This is a genomic window from Actinophytocola xinjiangensis (assembly GCF_001921215.1).
GTDB classification, from domain to species: Bacteria; Actinomycetota; Actinomycetes; order Mycobacteriales; family Pseudonocardiaceae; genus Actinophytocola; species Actinophytocola xinjiangensis.
In genome coordinates this window covers 47,613-62,710 of record NZ_MSIF01000020.1, presented here as the reverse complement: position 1 = coordinate 62,710, position 15,098 = coordinate 47,613, and the positions used below count along the sequence as shown (strand labels likewise).

Below are 15,098 nucleotides of genomic sequence, written 5' to 3'. Positions count from 1 at the left end.
GCCCCAGTGCTTCGGCCAGTCGCCAGACACGCCAACCCGGCCGAGCTTGGGAGGTCATGGCCATGCAGATCAATGTGCTGGGTCCGTTGGAGACCTACGTGAACGGCGACGCGATCACGCCAAGCGCGGCCAAGCACCGGCAGGTGCTCGCCCTGCTGGCGTTGCACGCCGGGGAGATCGTCTCGGTGCGGGTACTGCTGGAGGAGCTGTGGGGCAACGAACCCCCGGAGACCTCGCAACAGACGTTACAGACCTACATCCTGCACCTGCGCCAACGCATCGGCGACGCGATGGGCATGAGCAAGTCCGACGTCGGCAAGACGCTGCTGGTCACCCGGCACACCGGGTACTCGCTGCGGATCAACCGCCGGGACCTCGACGCCGGCCACTACGAGGTGTTGGCCCGCAAGGGACTGCAGGAGATGGCCCGCGACGACTACCAGGCGGCGTCGGACTCGATGCGCCGCGCCCTGGCGATGTGGCGCGGGCCGGCGCTGGTCGACGTGGCGGCCGGGCACCCGCTGAGCGTGCACGTCAACCGCCTGGAGGAGAGCCGGTTGGGCGTCGTGGAGGACTGTGTCGACGCCGACCTGTGGCTGGGGCGCCACCACCACCTGCTCAGCGAGCTGGCGGAGCTGACCGCGCGCTACCCGATGAACGAGCGGCTGTGCGCGCAGTACATGATCGCCCAGTACCGCTCGGGCCGGCAGTGGCGGGCGCTGGAGATCTTCCGCAAGCTGCGCACCACGATGGTCGACGAGCTGGGCCTTGAGCCGTCGGTGTGGATCCAGCGCATCCAGCGCGCCATCCTCAACTCCGACCCGGTGCTGCACCGCCAGCACACCAGCGGTCAGCTGCTGACCACCGCGTCCGCGTAGGGAGTCAGGTTCCGGCCGCGAGGTGTTCGGCGAGCAGTTCCACGATCGGCGCGCGGTGCTCGTCGAGGTAGAAGTGGCCGCCGCCGAAGACCCGCAGCCGGAACTCGCCGGTGGTGTGCTCGCCCCAGGAGGCGACCTCGTCCACGGCGGCCAGCGGGTCGGCGTCGCCGGTGAGCGCGGTGAGCGGGCAGGACAGCGGCGGGCCCGGCACGTACTCGTAGGTCTCCGCGGCCCGGTAGTCCACGCGGATCAGCGGCAACGCGTTGCGGGCGAAGGTGTCGAAGCCGGGGAGTTTCGCGCTCGGGCCGGCCAGGGCACGTACCGAGCCGAGCAGCATGTGGTCGCCGAGCAGGTGGGTGCGTTCGATCCGGTGACGTGAGGGCGCGCGGCGCCCGGAGACGAACAGGCCGGCCAGTACCACGCCCTTGTCCTCCAGCTGGCGGGCGACCTCGAAGGCCAGCGCGGCGCCCATGCTGTGGCCGAAGAAGGTCACCGGCCGGTCGGCCAGCGGCAGCACCGCGTCCACCACCAGCCTGGTCAGCTCGCCCAGGTCGTCGATCGGCGGCTCGTCGCGCCGCTCCTGGCGTCCCGGGTACTGCACGGCGAGCACCTCGGCGCCGGCCGCCAGCGCGCGGGCGTAGGGCCGGAAGTACTTGGCCGTGCCGCCCGCGTACGGGAAGCACACCAGCCGGTGGCCGTCCTGTCCCGGTCCCAGCCGGCGGACCCAGTCGCTCATCTCGCGTCCCCCTGCCGAGCCAACTCGGCGTCCAATGTGGACAAATAGTCGTCGAGATTCCCGGTGCGCAGCAGGGTCGTGCCGACCAGCAGGCCGGCGTAGCCCGCGCGCAGCAGACCGGCGGCGACCTCCGGGGCGCCGATGCCGCTGGCGCTGACCGGGCACGGGGTGCCGGTGTCCAGCACGGCCGGCAGCAGCCGCTGGCTGCGCCCCAGATCGCCTGGCTCCCGTTCCCGGGTCTTGATGTCCTTGTTGTTCACCGCGATCACGCAGTGCTCCGGGTGCGGCACCGAGGTGATCTCGGCCTCGGTGGTCACCTCGACGAACGGTGTGAGGCCCACCGACAGACAGGCGTCGACCAGCGTCGCGAGGCTCGACCTCGCCAGCAGCCCGGCGGTGAGCAGCACCGCCGACGCACCCAGCGCCTTGGCCCGGCTGACCTGCGCCCGACGGGTGATGAAGTCCTTCTGCAGGATCGGCAGGTCGGTCAGCTCGGCCACCTCGGTCAGCATCGACTCGGTGCCGCCGAACCAGCGGCCGGTCACCACCGACACGCACGGCGCCCCCGCCGCCTCGTAGCCGGCGACGACCTGCGCGAGCGTGCGGCCGCCGAGCAGGTCGGTGCCGTCGCCGTCGTGCCGCTTGACCTCCATGATCAGCGGCCGGCGCGCCTCCAGCAGCGAACCGGTGAAGGACGCCTTGCGCGCGTTGCGGGCGACGAAGGCGTCCCGCAGCGCGTTGTCGGGCTGGCTCACGCGACCTCCTTGCGGTACCGGGCGGTGTGCCAGGCGGCGGCGATCGCGCCCACCGCGCCGGCGGCGAACCGGCCGGCGTCGTCCCTGGCCGAGGTGTCCACGTCGATGCCGGCGTAGTGCCGGTGGGCGACCACCGCGTCGTAGTCGCCCCGGTTGGTCGCCGACAGGCCGCCGGCCAGCAGGAACGGGCGGTCGAGCCGGTCGGCGACGGCCAGCGCGTCGCCGGCGTCCAGCGCCTGGCCGGTACTGCCGACCTGGCCGTCGTCGGTCAGCGTGTCCAGCAGGAACAGGTCGGTGCCCGCCCGCTCGTAGGCGGCCACCAGCGGGCGTTCCAGGAAGGTGCCGCCACGCAGGTGCAGCACCTTCACCACGGTCAGCGCCCCGGGCAGCGCCGCGTGCAGGCCAGCGACCGTCGCCGGCAGCTGGTAGGCGTGCAGCTGCACCCAGCGGATCCCGGTCTCGGCCAGCACCGCGCGCAGCACGGCCACGTCCTTGCTGAAGGTGACCAGGATCGGCTCGGCACCGGCCGCCCTGGTCGCCGCGGCCAGCTCGACCGCCGCCGGCAGCGACAGTTCCGCCCGGCCGCCGGGGATCCCGTGCCAGAGCCCGACCAGGTCGGCCCCGTGGCCGGTGAGCAGGGCGACGTCCGCCGTGGACGTCGCCCCGCACACCTTGAGCAGCGCGCTCACTTGCCCAGTCCCAGCATCGAGGCGATCCGGTTGTACTGGATCTCCGTGGTGCCCGAGTAGATCGTGCCGGCGACCGAGTTGCGCACGTCCTTCTCCAGGCCGTGCTCGGACATGTAGCCGTGCCCACCGAAGATCTGCACCGCCGACAGGCTCGACTCCAGGTTGCTCTCACTGGTCAGCAGCTTGGCGATGGCGAGATCGACGGTCACGTTCTCGCCGTCCATCAGCCGCTGACCGGTGTCGTAGAGCCACTTGCGGGCCGTCTCCAGCTTGATCTTCATCTCCACGATCCGGTTGGCCACCGACTGGTGCGCGCCGATCGGCTTGCCGAACTGCACGCGGGACTTGGCGTACTCGATGCAGCGGTCCAGCCGGTGCTGCATCTCGCCCACGTTGACGATGAACGAGTACAGGATCTCCCGTTTCATCACGTGGTCCAGCACCATGAACCCGCCACCGACCCGACCGAGCACCTGGGACTTCGGCACCCGGACGTCGTCGAAGAACAGCTCCGACAGTGGTGAGGTCCGCAGGCCCATCTTCTTCATGGGCTTGCCGACCGACAGCCCCGGCGTGTCCGCGTCGACCAGGAACGCCGTGATGCCCAACGCCCCGGCGTCCGGACGGGTCCTGGCGTAGACCACGATCACGTCGGCCACCGGCGCGTTGCTGACGAAGGTCTTGCTGCCGTTGAGCACGAACTCGTCGCCGTCGCGGTCGGCCTTGGTCAGCATGCGCATGGCATCCGACCCGCCGCTCGCCTCGGTGATCGCGTGCGCGCCGATCGCCTCACCCGAGCAGATCCGCGGCAGGTACCGCTGTTTCTGCTCGTCGGTACCGAACTTCTCCAGTGGAACGCCGGTACTGCAGATGGTGGTGGTCAGCGAGAAGCTCAGACCGCTGTCGCGGCAGCCCTCGCCCAGGCCCTCCAGGACGTACATCATCGTGAGCACGTCCTGGCCGAGCCCACCCCAGCGCTCCTCGAACGGGAGCGAGAGAATGCCGGTCTCCCGGATCAGTTTCCACTTGTCCCAGGCGAACCCTCCTTCCTCGTCCCGTTCGACGTGCCCGTCGCTGAGGTCGTCGTACCACCGGGCCAGCCCCTCGCGCAGCGCGCGCTGGTCCGCGTTCCATCGGGTCACATGAACCGCCTTCTAGTACGCCGAGGAGACGTGCTCGTCGAGGCTGTGCACCTCGTCTCCGCGGAGCGCGGGGGTGAACACGCACACCAGGTGCATGTCCTCGTGCGGGCTGGCGATCAGGAAGTGCGCGTCGTGTTCGTTGAGCGCGTACAGGGTGCCCGGCACGATCGGGTGGGAGGTGCCGTCCAACTCGATGACCTCGCCGGAACCCGCGTAGCAGTAGCAGGCCTCCAGGTGGTTGCGATACTCCAGCCTCGATTTGGTGCCGGCGCGGACGAGGGTGTTGGTCACGGTGTAGCCGACGCCGTCGGCCGCGACGAGGAAGCGCTGGCTCGTGCCGTTGCCCCACTCCACGGTCGGCACGCTGTCGCTCTGGCGAACGATCATGATCAACCTCCGGTCGTGATTGTTGAGATTTCCTCGTCAGGTGCACCGATGGACCGAACGAAGTTCCTGAACTCGTCGACGACGTCGCGGTCGTCGGCGAGTGCGCTCTCGACCCGGGCGACGCCGGCCGAGCCGATGATCACCGCGTCCGCCCCGCACGCGGCCACCGCCTGGGCGCCCCGCCGGTCCCGCACGCCGAAACCGACGGCGATCGGGGCACTGGTGTGGGCGCGCAGGCCGGTGATGGTGGCGGCCAGCGCCGGGTGATCGGTGGCCGCGGTGGTGCCGCTCTTGCCGTAGTGCGCGACGAGGTAGAGGTAGGCCGAGGCGTTGGCCGCGGCGGTGGCCAGCACCTGCGGCGAGGACTTGCCGTGGTAGCAGGTGGTGACGATCGGCAGTCCGGCCTCGGCGGTGACCTCGTGGTACTCCGCGCGCAGCTTCGGTGGCAGCGCGTGCAGCAGCAGTCCGTCCACACCGGACTCCAGGATCTCGCCGGTGGCCGAGGCCAGCGAACGTCCCCGGATCGAGTACGCCCAGTCGGCCAGCAGCGCGATCCGCAACCGGCGCAGCGTCGGCCGGACCCTGGCCACGAACGCCAGCACCTCGGCCAGACCGACACCCTGGGCCAGCGCCCGGTCGGCCGAGCGGCGGATCGTCGGGCCGTCGGTGACCGAGTTGGGGAACGGCACCGCCAGCTCCAGACAGTCCACCCCGGACTCGTCGAGCATCTGGACCAGATCGGCCAGCACGGGCAGCGGCGGGTCGCCGGCGTTGAGGAACAACGCCAGGCCGTACCCGTCGCCACCCCGGTTCGGGAAGAACTCAGCCATTCGCCACCGCCCGGCGGCCGCTGGCGGTCGAGCGCATGCGTTCGGCCAGGTCGCGGGCCAGACCGTCGCGGATGGCCAGCCGTGCCGCGGCGACCGCCGGCGGCCAGTCCTCGAACCGGCCACTGGCCACCGCCATCGCCGCGGCGTTGATGCTGATCGTCTCGGTGGGGATGTCCCCGGCCAACCCCGAGAGCACGTCGAGGAACTGGGTCAGCGTGGACTCCAGGTCATCGGCCGGCGCCACCGAGTCCAGCGTCCCCGCGCCGGAGGTGTACTTCCCGCGCGGCAACGCCTGCTCGCCACCGGGCGTGTAGATGATGTTCTCGGCGAAGCCGAGCAGCTCGTCGGCGCCGGCGTCGTTGGTGCACAGCCAGATCGTCCGGTCGGACACCGCGCCGGCGAGCTGGCGCAGCCGGGGCAGCGGCGCGGCCGCCGACACCCCGGTCAGCTGGGCGGCCACCGGCAGCCCCGCGATGAACGGCCCGACGGTGTTCAGGAACCGGCCGAACCAGCGCATGCTGGTCGGCACGATCACCCTGGCCAGCCTGGTCAGCACCCGGGGGTAGACGAACTGCCCGGCGAAGGCCAGACCGAAGCGGTCCAACGAGTCCTCGGTGTCCATGTGGGACTTGGTGAGTCCGATCCCCAGTCGTTCCAACAGGTCTATCGACCCCAGCTTGCTGGTGTAGGCGCGCGACCCGGTCTTCACCACCGGCACCCCCATCGCGGCGGCCACGAACGCCGACGCGGTGGAGATGTTGAACGTGCGTGGACCCCCGCCGGTGCCGACGATGTTGACCGCTCCCGCCCAGTGTGACGGCGCCTGCTCGCGCCGTTCGTCGAACGAGGCCAGCAGGCCGCACAGCGTGTCGTGGTCCGGGAGCCGGGTGGCCAGCGAGGAGAGCACGGCGACCGCCTCGCCGCGCTCGACCTCACCGGACTCCAACCGGTCCCAGAAGGACCGCCAGTCGTCGAGACCGACCCCGGCGCGCTGGTTCACCAGTCCTTCGAGTACCGCGCCCATGACCTCAGCTCCTGGTTGTCGTCGCTCCGGAGACCGCGATGAACTGCTCGATCGCCGCGACACTGCGGAAGTTGTCCGGGTCCAGCTCGGCGTCGCCGATCGTGAGGCTGAACTTCTCCTCCAGCCAGGTGATCAGCTTCAGCACGCCGAGGCTGTCGATGAGCCCGTCACCGAGCAGGTCGTGGTCCACGTCCAGCTCGCTGGAGTTCACGTCCGGCAGGAACTCCTCGATCAGAAACCTCTTGATTGCCTCAATATTGCTCATGACACCCTTCCTCGAGCGTTCGGCGATACATCCGGAAAACTGATGGCGTTGCGGTCGACCTTGCCGGTGGAGGTCTTCGGCAGTGGCTCGTCGACGATCCGGATCACCGTGGGGATCGCGGCCCGGGGCAGCCGCCGCGCACAGTGCTTGCGCAGCCCGAGGTTGTTCAGACCGCTGTCCGGTGCCCGCCGCACCGCGCACAGCAGTTCGCTGCCCGTCAGGTCGTCGTGCCGGGTGACCACCGCGACCTCCAGCACGTCCTGGTGCTCGATCAGCACCCGCTCCACCTCGGCCGTGTTGATCGCCACGCCGCGCACCTTCACCTGGAAGTCGCTGCGCCCCACCAGGAACACCTGACCGGACTCGTCGCGGCGGACCAGGTCGCCGGTGCGGAAGTACCGCCGCTCGTCCCAGCCGTTGGGGTGGCCGGTGAACCGGTGGTCCTGGTCGGCCCGGTTGAGGTAGCCGCCGGTCTGGAACGGGGTCGACACGTACAGCTCACCCAGCCCCGACCCGGTCAGCGCCTCACCGTCCGCGCCGACGATCGCCGAGCTCACCCCCGGCAGCGGGGTGCCGATCGGCAGCGGGCCGGTCGTGCCGGCCGTCTCCCGCTCGACCTCGTGGATGAAGCTGTCGTTGGTCTCGGTACAGCCGTAGATGTTGTACAGCCGCGCCGACGGGAACACCGCCGGCAGCTGCTCCAGGGTGCAGTCCGGCATGGCGTCGCCGGTGAACATCACGTGCTCCACCGAGTTGAACGTGCGCTCCGGCTCCTTGGCCATCACCGCGTACAGCAGCAGGCCGTAGAACATCGGCACCGCCTGGAGAACGTGCACCTCCTCGCGGGCCAGCAGGTTCAGCAGGTGGAAACCGTTGGCCGCCAACGCAGGGTCGACCAGCACCACCCGCCCGCCCCTGGCCAGCGTCGTCCAGATGTCCAGCAGGCACAGGTCGAAGTTCAGCGGTGCGTAGTTGAGCACCGATCGCCCCGGCCCGATGCCGAACGAGTCCGCCGCCCAGCCGGAGAAACGGTCCACACCGGACTGGGGGAGCGGCACGACCTTGGGCAGGCCGGTGGAACCGGAGGTGGTGAGCATGAACGAGACGTCGGTCTGGTCGACCACCCGCAGCGCCGGCGGACCGTCGGCCGGGGGGATCGAGAGCGGGTCGGCGTCGGGCACCAGCGCGTACCGGCAGCCGCCCCTGGCGAACAGGGCGGTCAGCGTCCGCTCGGCGAACGCGGGGGAGGGCAGCAGGAACCGCCGGCCGGCCAGCACACAGGCCAGCACCAGGGCGACCGCCGACGGGGACTTCTTGGCCAGCACGCCAACGGGTTCGTCCGGCCCGAGGTCGAGCCCCACCAACTGTGCTCCGGCCTTGCTGGCCATCTCGTACAGCTCGCGGTAGGAGGTCTGCTCGCCGTGCCAGAGCAGCGCCGGGGCGTTGGGCTGGGTGTCGACCTGAGCGAGAAACGCTTCCTGGAAACCGGGGACCTCTGCCATCACATACTCGCAATCGTGCCTTCGGTCACGGGTAATGCGGGCGCCTGACCAAGGGTCACCCAGCCGCCCTTCAAGGCCAGGCCCTGCGGGGTCCGGCAGCTGAAGCAGACGGTGTCGCCGCCGTCGGGCGCCAGCGTGATGTCGATCGGCTCGCCGGGACGCACCGGTGAGGAGAACCGGACACCGACCTCACGCACCAGCGACGCGTCCCCGCCGGCGTGGTGGTCGACGACCTCCTCACACACCACCGCCAGCAGGCTCATCCCGTGCGCGATGACCCCGTCGAACCCGGCGGCCCGCGCGGCGGCGTCCTCCAGGTGGATGGGGTTGGTGTCCCCGGAGGCCGCCGCGTAGCGCCGCACGTCCTCGACCGCGATCTGTCGGTTGTGGACGGTTGGCGGGTTCTTCGTGCGGTGGGCCGGGAAGGGCGGCAGCTCACCGAAGGGCTCCGGCGTGACCGCGCCGCCCAACAGGGCCCCGGTGACCAGCTCGGCGAAGGTCGCGCCGTCGGCGCCGACCAGCACCGCACGCATGGCCACCCGCACCCCGCCGGCCTCCTTGCGGGCACCGAGCAGGTCGACCTCGATGGTCACCGTCTCGCCCGGCGTGAGCAGCCGGTCGGCGCGGATCTCCTGGCTGAGGTGGACCCGCGTCGGCTCCTCGCCGTTCGGGCCGGCGGCGTCGATCTTGCCGAACGCCAGGTCGAACGCCTGGTGGGCGAGGACGAAGGTGTGCACCGGCGAGGCCTTGGGGCTGGCCCCGTCCGGCGCCGGCGAGCCGACCACCGACCGCACGGCGTCGCGGTAGGCGGCCAGTTCGCCGACGGTGATCGTGCGGACCAGCGTCGCGACCGGGGTCATGGGGTCACCACCAGACAGGCGTTGTGGCCGCCGAACCCGAAGGAGTTCGACAGCGCGGGACCGGGCGTGATGGTGCGCGGCGCGCCGGCCACGACGTCGATCTCCATCCCGGGCTCCAGCCGCTCGTGGTTGGCCGTCGGCGGGATCACCGCGTGCTGGTTGGACAGCACGGTCGCGATGGCCTCCACCGCGCCGGCCGCGCCGATCAGGTGACCGATCACGCTCTTGGTCGAGGTGACCGGCGGCCCGCCCGGCCCGAACACCTTGGCCAGCCCGTTGGCCTCGGCCCGGTCGTTCTGCTGGGTCGACGTGCCGTGCGCGTTGATGTGCGCGATGTCCGACGGTCCGAGCCCGGCGTCGGCGATCGCCGCCTCCATGGCGTTGACCGCCGCCGACCCGTCGGGCAGCGGCATCGCCAGGTGGTAGGCGTCGGCCGTGCTGCCGTAGCCGGCGACCAGGCCGTAGGTGCGGGCACCGCGCGCGTCGGCGTCGGCCTTGCGCTCCAGCACGACGAACCCGGCGCCCTCGCCCATCACGAAGCCGTCCCGGTCCACGTCGAAGGGCCGGCTCGCCAGCTCCGGCGCGTCGTTGCGCGAGGACACCGCGTTGAGGTTGTTGAACGCCGCCAGGGTCACCGGGCTCAGCGTCGACTCCGCGCCACCGGCGATCACGATGTCCGCGCGGTGGTCGCGCAGCATCAGCAGCGCGTGCCCGATGGCGTCAACGCCGCTGGCGCAGGTGGTGGCGATGGTCAGCGCCGGCCCGTGCCAGCCAAGGCGCATCGCCAGCAGCGCGGCGGCCGCGTTGGGCATGCTCACCAGCGGCAGCAGCGGGTTCACCCGGTGCGGCCCGTGCAGGAAGTAGTTGCCGACCTCGGCGTCGGTGGTCTGCCGCCCGCCCACCGCGTTGCCGACGACGATCGCCGTGCGGTGCGGGTCGGCGACCGGCTCACCGGCGTCGCGGAACGCGCTCAGCGCCGCGGTGACGCCGAACCTGGCGAACGGGTCCATTCGCCGGGACTCCTTGGGCGTGAGCAGACCGACGTCCTCCAGGCCACGCACCGCACAGCCGAACCGGGTCCCGTGGTTGCTCATGTCCACATCGGTGTCGAGGGTGGCGGCCATGGACTTGCCGGCCAGCAGCGTCGACCAGAAGTCGGTTATCGTCGACCCGGCCGGGGTGACGACCCCGGCACCGGTGATCGCGATCTCGGTTTTCCCTGCCATGTCGTCACTCCCCGATCAGCCGGCACTGGCGGGCGGCGGTGAGGAAGGCGTCGATCGCGAAGTCGATCTCCTCGCGGGTGTGCTTGGCGGTGATCGCGATCCGCAGCCTGGCCAGGCCAGGCGGCACGGCCGGGGTCATCACCGGCAGGCCGATCACGCCGGCCTTGCGGCAGGCCGTCGCGTAGTCCCAGGCGTTCTCGTCCGAGCCGACGATCAGCGGCACGACCGCGGTCTGCGAGTCGCCGGTGTTCATCCCGGCCTCGGACATGATCTGGCGGAACCGCGCGGACTCCGCCTGCGCGCGGGTCACCCGCTCCGGCTCGCGGTCGAGGATCCGCAGCGACTCCAGGGCCGCGCCGACCTGCGCCGGGGCCAGCGCCGCGGAGAACAGGAACGGGCGGGCCAGGCGCTTGAGCCACTGCAGGAACTGCTCGTTGCCCACGATCCAGCCGCCGTTGGACGGCACCGCCTTGGACAGCGTGCCGACCTTGATGTCGGCCCTGACCTCGTTGTTGAAGTGCTCCTCGATGCCCCGGCCGGTGGCGCCGATGACGCCGAGCGAGTGCGCCTCGTCGACCATCAGCAGCGCGCCGTGCCTGTCGCACACCTCACGCAGCTCCGGCAGCGGCGCGATGTCGCCGTCCATCGAGTACACGCTGTCCACGACGACCAGCCGGGTGGTGTCCGGGTCGGTGCCGGCCAGCCGCCGGTCGAGGTGGCGGGGATCGTTGTGGCGGAAGCGGGTCACCGTCGCGCCGGACAGCTGCGCGCCGTCGACGATGCTGGCGTGGTCGAGCTTGTCGAGCAGGATCGTGTCCCCGGCCCCGCACAGCGCGCCGACCGTGCCGACGTTGGCGGCGTAGCCGGAGCTGAACACCAGCGAGCTCTCCCGCCCGGTGAACTTCGCGACCTCGGCCTCCAGCTCCTCGTGCAGCGGGATGGTGCCGGCCAGGGCCCGCACGCCGGGGGTCCCGGTGCCGTACTCGTCGACCGCGGCCTTGGCGGCCTCGACCACGCGCTGGTCTCCGTTGAGGCCGATGTAGCCGTAGCCGGACATCATCAGGAGACGGTCGCCGTCGACCTCCACATAGGAACTGTCCCGCTCGGGTTTGTAGGCGACGAAGTTGTTGCGGCGACTGGGTTCCCATTCGAGTTCCGCGATTCGCCGGTTGATCGCCACAACCTTCGGCTCAAGGTGTTGCCAGGCAGCTGAAGCGTTCACATGCGTCTCCTCACCCAAGTACCACGGTCACGGCAGTTCCGATTTCTACGGGGGCGCGCGCAAGCGGGGCGCAACATCATCGGCGTCAACTCCGCCACCGGTTGCTCAAGCCATACGCGACCACAGCACAAACGGCTGCTCGCAGGGTTTATGTCGAGAGGAGGGGAAGATGCTGTCCGGATTACCGACCCCCAGGCGGCTGCCGGCGTGCTGATCCGGCTGGCGGGCCTCGTCTCGATCGAGGACGCCGGCGAGGGGAACGGCGAGGCGGCCCGCTATCTGTCGAGCGCCCAGGCCCAGGTCGCGTTCGCGCGGCTGGCCATGGAACGTGCCGGCGGCACCAGCCGTGACCAGCTGGCTGACACGGTCTGGCCGGACGGGCTGCCCGACACCTGGGCCTCGGCGCTGCGCAGCGTGGTGAGCCGCGTGCGGTCGTTCGTGGCCGGCACCGAGGACGCGGTGGTCTCCCGGGGCGGGCGCTACCTGCTGCGACTGCCGGCCGGCGCCGTGATCGACCTGGAACGCGCCGAGGCGGAGGTGGTCGACGCGGTCGCCGCGCACGCCGCCCGCGAGTTCGACGACGCGCTGCGGCTGGCCGAGTCGGCGGTGGCCTGCCTGCGCCGACCGCTGCTGCCCAACCACGACGGTGAGTGGGTGGGGGAGGTGCGCGCACGGCTGGCCGAGACGCTGGTGACCGGTTTGGAGACGGCGAGCCTGGCCGCGTCCGCGCTGGGCGACGGGCCGGGCGCGCTGCGCTTCGCCGACGAGGCCGTGCGCCGCGCGCCGCTGCGGGAGAGCACCCACCGCGCGCGGATGACCGCCCACGTGGCCGCCGGCAACCGCGCCGAGGCGATGCGCTGCTACCACGAACTGCGCGCGACGCTGGCCGACGAGCTGGGCATCGACCCGTCACCGGAGAGCCAGGCCGCCTACGTCGAGCTGCTGGGCGCCCCGGCCGAGCAGGTCCCGCAGCCCCAGGAGGCGTCCCGCTCCGGCCCGCGCGCCCCGGCGCCGTTCGTCGGCCGGCGTGGCGAGCGCGGTGCCCTGGCCCAGGCGTGGTCGCGGGCCGAGCGCGGCACCAGCCACATGGTCCTGGTCACCGGCGAGCCGGGGGTCGGCAAGACCCGGCTGGTGACCGAGGCCGCCCACCAGATCAGCCTGGCCGGCGGGGTGGTGGCGCACGCGCGCTGCGACCTGGCCCCGGCCGCGCCGTTCCAGCCGGTGGTGGAGGCCGTCGGCGCGCTGCTGGCCGCCGGGCTCGACGAGCGGCTGGCCCGCCGGGCGACCGCGCTGCGCGACACGCTGGGCACCGACCAGCCGGACCACACCCGCGCGGTCGAGCAGGCGGCCGACCTGTTCGCCAGGATCTCCCGCGAGCACCCGCTGCTGCTGATCCTCGACGACCTCGACCAGGCCGCCGACGACACGCTCGCCGTGCTGCGCCAGGTGTTCCGCCGCCGCGCCGACAGCGCGCTGCTGGTGGTGGCCACCGCCGGGTTACCGGCCCGCCGCGAGGAGCGGCTGACCACGCTGGTCCAGCAGCTCGACCAGGACGGCTGGCTCTACCGGCTGACCCTGCCCGGACTGTCCGAACAGGACGTTCGGGAGCTGGCCGACGAGGTCGTGCCGGAGCCGTTCCTGGACGAGGTGCCCGCGCCGCGTCGGCTGGTCGCCGACACCGGCGGCAACGTCTACCTGCTGCTGGAGATGCTCCAGTGGCCCTGTGAGCGTGGCAGCGTCGGCTCCCGGGCCGAGCTGTCGCCGGCCATCCACGAGTACGCCACCGTCCAGCTCACCAGCCTGGACGCCGTCCCCCGGCGGCTGCTGCGCGGCGCGGTGGTCGCCGGCCGGATCTTCGAGCTGGACCTGGTCGCCGAGGCCGCCGGGCTCGACCTGGACCGGGCGATGGACGCGCTGGACCTGTTGCTGGCGGCCGGGATCGTGTCCGAGGCCGGCCGGGGCCGCTACCGGTTCACCCACGACGTGCTGCGCCGGGCGACCTACACCCAGCTCTCCGCCGCCCGCCGCCGAGGCCTGCACGCCCGGTACGCCGAGGTCGTCGAGCGCCGCCGGGCCGGGGACCTCGGCCGCTACACCAGGGCACTGGCCCACCACCGCACCGCCGGCGCCACCGAGGGCGGCGACCAGCACGCGGTGCGCTGGGTGTGGCGGGCGGCCGCGCAGGCGGGCGGGGACGGCGCGCTGGAGGAGGCGGTGCGGCTGCACCGCGAGGCGCTGCGGCACGTGCCAGGCGAGGACGACGGGCTGCGCGCCGAGGCCGTCACCAACCTTGGCCTGGCCCAACTGGCCGCCGGGCACCGCGAGTGCGGGCAGACCCTGCTCGACGGCGCGCTGCACGCCATGCACAGCGAACGGCTGCCGGTCGCCGCGCGGGCGGCGCTGGGACTGGCCGACGCGGTCGGCAGCCGCCCGGAGCTGCGGGCCGAGGCCGCCGCGCTGATCGAGCTGCTGGTGGCCGAGGACTCCGCGCGCTGGGGCCAGCGCGGCGGCAACGACCGGATCGACGGGGTGACCCTCGGCCGGATGCTGGCCCGGCAGGTCCGGCTGGGCTCGCCGCTGGGGGCCGGCCCGGTGACCGACACCGCGCTGGCCGAGCTGACCAGGGAGCTGGGCCTGCTGGAGGGCCCGGGGATGGTCGCCCGCCGGCACACCCTGGCCGGGGAGCTGCTCACCGTGGCCACCGCGGTCGACGACGCCGACGGGCGGATCGTCGCCGCGCACCACCAGGCGATGGCCGCCGAGCTGCGCGGTGACCTCGCCGGCCGGCAGGCCGCGCTGACCACGCTGGCCGCCGCCGCGCACGCCAACCCGCTGGGTGACGCGCTGCTGCTCGAACACGCCGTGGCCGAGGCGGTCACCCGGGGCCGGTTCACCGACGCCGCCGTCGTCGCCCGCCTTGCCGGTAACGTCACCGGCTCCGGTCCCGGCTGGGCCGCGGTGTCCCCGCCGCCGGGAACCCTTGCCCAGCGCCAACTCCTGGTCGCCGGGCTGCTGCGCACCGGGCTGTGGCCCGAGCCGGGAGCGGCGCCGAGGACCGGGCCGGAGGCCGCCGAGCGGTCGCTGCGGGAGCTGGCCGGCGGGGTGCGCGGCCGGCCGCACCTGACCGTGCGGGCGTTCGCCACCGGCGCCGAGCCGCTGCCCTCGGGCGACGAGTGGGCGCACCTGATGGGCGTGCTGGCGCTGGGCGCGGTGGAGTTGGGGGACCCGACCACCGCCGAGGCGCTGCGCGCCCGGCTCGCCCCCTACGGCGGCCTGGTCTGCGGGGTCGGCTACCGCACCTTCGCCGGTCAGGTGTCCTTCCACCTGGGCCAGCTCGCCGTGGTGACCGGCGACTGGGACGAGGCGGAGAGCCAGCTGACCGACGCGGTGGCCTGGCTGACCGTGCGGGGGGCGCGGCCGTGGGTGGCGTTGGCCAAGCAGTCGCTGGCGCGGGCGCTGGCCGGCCGGGCGCGGGCGGGGGACCGGGGCAGCGCGCGGACGCTGCTCACCGAGGCGAACACGGCCCTGGTGGAGGCGGGGCTGGCGCACCGGGTTTGCGCGGTTGTTGCGTAGCCGGCCGTA

General features: G+C 72.3%; 14 protein-coding genes. 2 read left to right on the top strand and 12 right to left on the bottom strand.

What is annotated here, in order from left to right; all coding sequences use genetic code 11:
- Positions 1–62 precede the first annotated feature (62 nt).
- Positions 63–878, top strand: coding sequence for an AfsR/SARP family transcriptional regulator (locus tag BLA60_RS30680; protein ID WP_075136515.1), 816 nt, complete (start codon positions 63–65; stop codon positions 876–878).
- 4 nt (positions 879–882) lie between these two features.
- Here BLA60_RS30680 and BLA60_RS30675 read toward each other — a convergent pair whose 3' ends face one another.
- From BLA60_RS30675 to BLA60_RS30620, 12 genes are read right to left on the bottom strand one after another with little or no spacing between them, the layout of a single operon-like run.
- Positions 883–1,614 (bottom strand): thioesterase II family protein, encoded by a 732-nt coding sequence (locus tag BLA60_RS30675; protein WP_075136514.1) that lies wholly within the window; start codon positions 1,612–1,614, stop codon positions 883–885.
- Positions 1,611–2,369, bottom strand: coding sequence for a beta/alpha barrel domain-containing protein (locus BLA60_RS30670; RefSeq protein ID WP_211288908.1), 759 nt, complete (start codon positions 2,367–2,369; stop codon positions 1,611–1,613). Before BLA60_RS30670 ends, BLA60_RS30675 begins: the two co-directional genes overlap by 4 nt.
- Positions 2,366–3,058 carry a phosphoribosylanthranilate isomerase gene (locus BLA60_RS30665; protein ID WP_075136513.1) on the bottom strand — a complete coding sequence of 231 codons (693 nt, stop codon included), beginning with the start codon at positions 3,056–3,058 and terminating at the stop codon, positions 2,366–2,368. Before BLA60_RS30665 ends, BLA60_RS30670 begins: the two co-directional genes overlap by 4 nt.
- Complete coding sequence (locus BLA60_RS30660) at positions 3,055–4,200, bottom strand: acyl-CoA dehydrogenase family protein (protein WP_075136512.1); 1,146 nt, start codon at positions 4,198–4,200, stop codon at positions 3,055–3,057. The genes BLA60_RS30665 and BLA60_RS30660 overlap by 4 nt, the downstream gene beginning before the upstream one ends.
- A gap of 12 nt (positions 4,201–4,212) precedes the next feature.
- Positions 4,213–4,587: an ectoine synthase gene (locus BLA60_RS30655; RefSeq protein WP_075136511.1), complete on the bottom strand. Its 375-nt coding sequence runs from the start codon at positions 4,585–4,587 to the stop codon at positions 4,213–4,215.
- A gap of 2 nt (positions 4,588–4,589) precedes the next feature.
- A complete protein-coding gene (trpA, locus tag BLA60_RS30650; RefSeq protein ID WP_075136510.1) occupies positions 4,590–5,417 on the bottom strand; it encodes a tryptophan synthase subunit alpha in 828 nt (275 codons plus the stop codon).
- Entirely contained in the window at positions 5,410–6,441 is a 1,032-nt protein-coding gene (locus BLA60_RS30645; RefSeq protein WP_075136509.1) for an anthranilate phosphoribosyltransferase, read from the bottom strand. The genes trpA and BLA60_RS30645 overlap by 8 nt, the downstream gene beginning before the upstream one ends.
- A gap of 4 nt (positions 6,442–6,445) precedes the next feature.
- Positions 6,446–6,706 (bottom strand): acyl carrier protein, encoded by a 261-nt coding sequence (locus BLA60_RS30640; RefSeq protein ID WP_075136508.1) that lies wholly within the window; start codon positions 6,704–6,706, stop codon positions 6,446–6,448.
- A complete protein-coding gene (locus tag BLA60_RS30635; protein ID WP_075136507.1) occupies positions 6,703–8,208 on the bottom strand; it encodes an AMP-binding protein in 1,506 nt (501 codons plus the stop codon). The genes BLA60_RS30640 and BLA60_RS30635 overlap by 4 nt, the downstream gene beginning before the upstream one ends.
- Positions 8,208–9,068 carry a MaoC/PaaZ C-terminal domain-containing protein gene (locus BLA60_RS46315; RefSeq protein WP_084735438.1) on the bottom strand — a complete coding sequence of 287 codons (861 nt, stop codon included), beginning with the start codon at positions 9,066–9,068 and terminating at the stop codon, positions 8,208–8,210. The genes BLA60_RS30635 and BLA60_RS46315 overlap by 1 nt, the downstream gene beginning before the upstream one ends.
- The gene (locus BLA60_RS30625) at positions 9,065–10,294 is read right to left on the bottom strand and encodes a beta-ketoacyl-[acyl-carrier-protein] synthase family protein (protein ID WP_075136505.1); all 1,230 of its coding nucleotides are present in this window, start codon (positions 10,292–10,294) and stop codon (positions 9,065–9,067) included. The genes BLA60_RS46315 and BLA60_RS30625 overlap by 4 nt, the downstream gene beginning before the upstream one ends.
- 4 nt (positions 10,295–10,298) lie before the next feature.
- Positions 10,299–11,516 (bottom strand): aminotransferase class I/II-fold pyridoxal phosphate-dependent enzyme, encoded by a 1,218-nt coding sequence (locus BLA60_RS30620; protein ID WP_075136504.1) that lies wholly within the window; start codon positions 11,514–11,516, stop codon positions 10,299–10,301.
- 207 nt (positions 11,517–11,723) lie between these two features.
- Here BLA60_RS30620 and BLA60_RS46310 point away from each other — a divergent pair, with 207 nt between their 5' ends.
- Complete coding sequence (locus tag BLA60_RS46310; protein WP_075136503.1) at positions 11,724–15,089, top strand: ATP-binding protein; 3,366 nt, start codon at positions 11,724–11,726, stop codon at positions 15,087–15,089.
- Positions 15,090–15,098 lie beyond the last annotated feature (9 nt).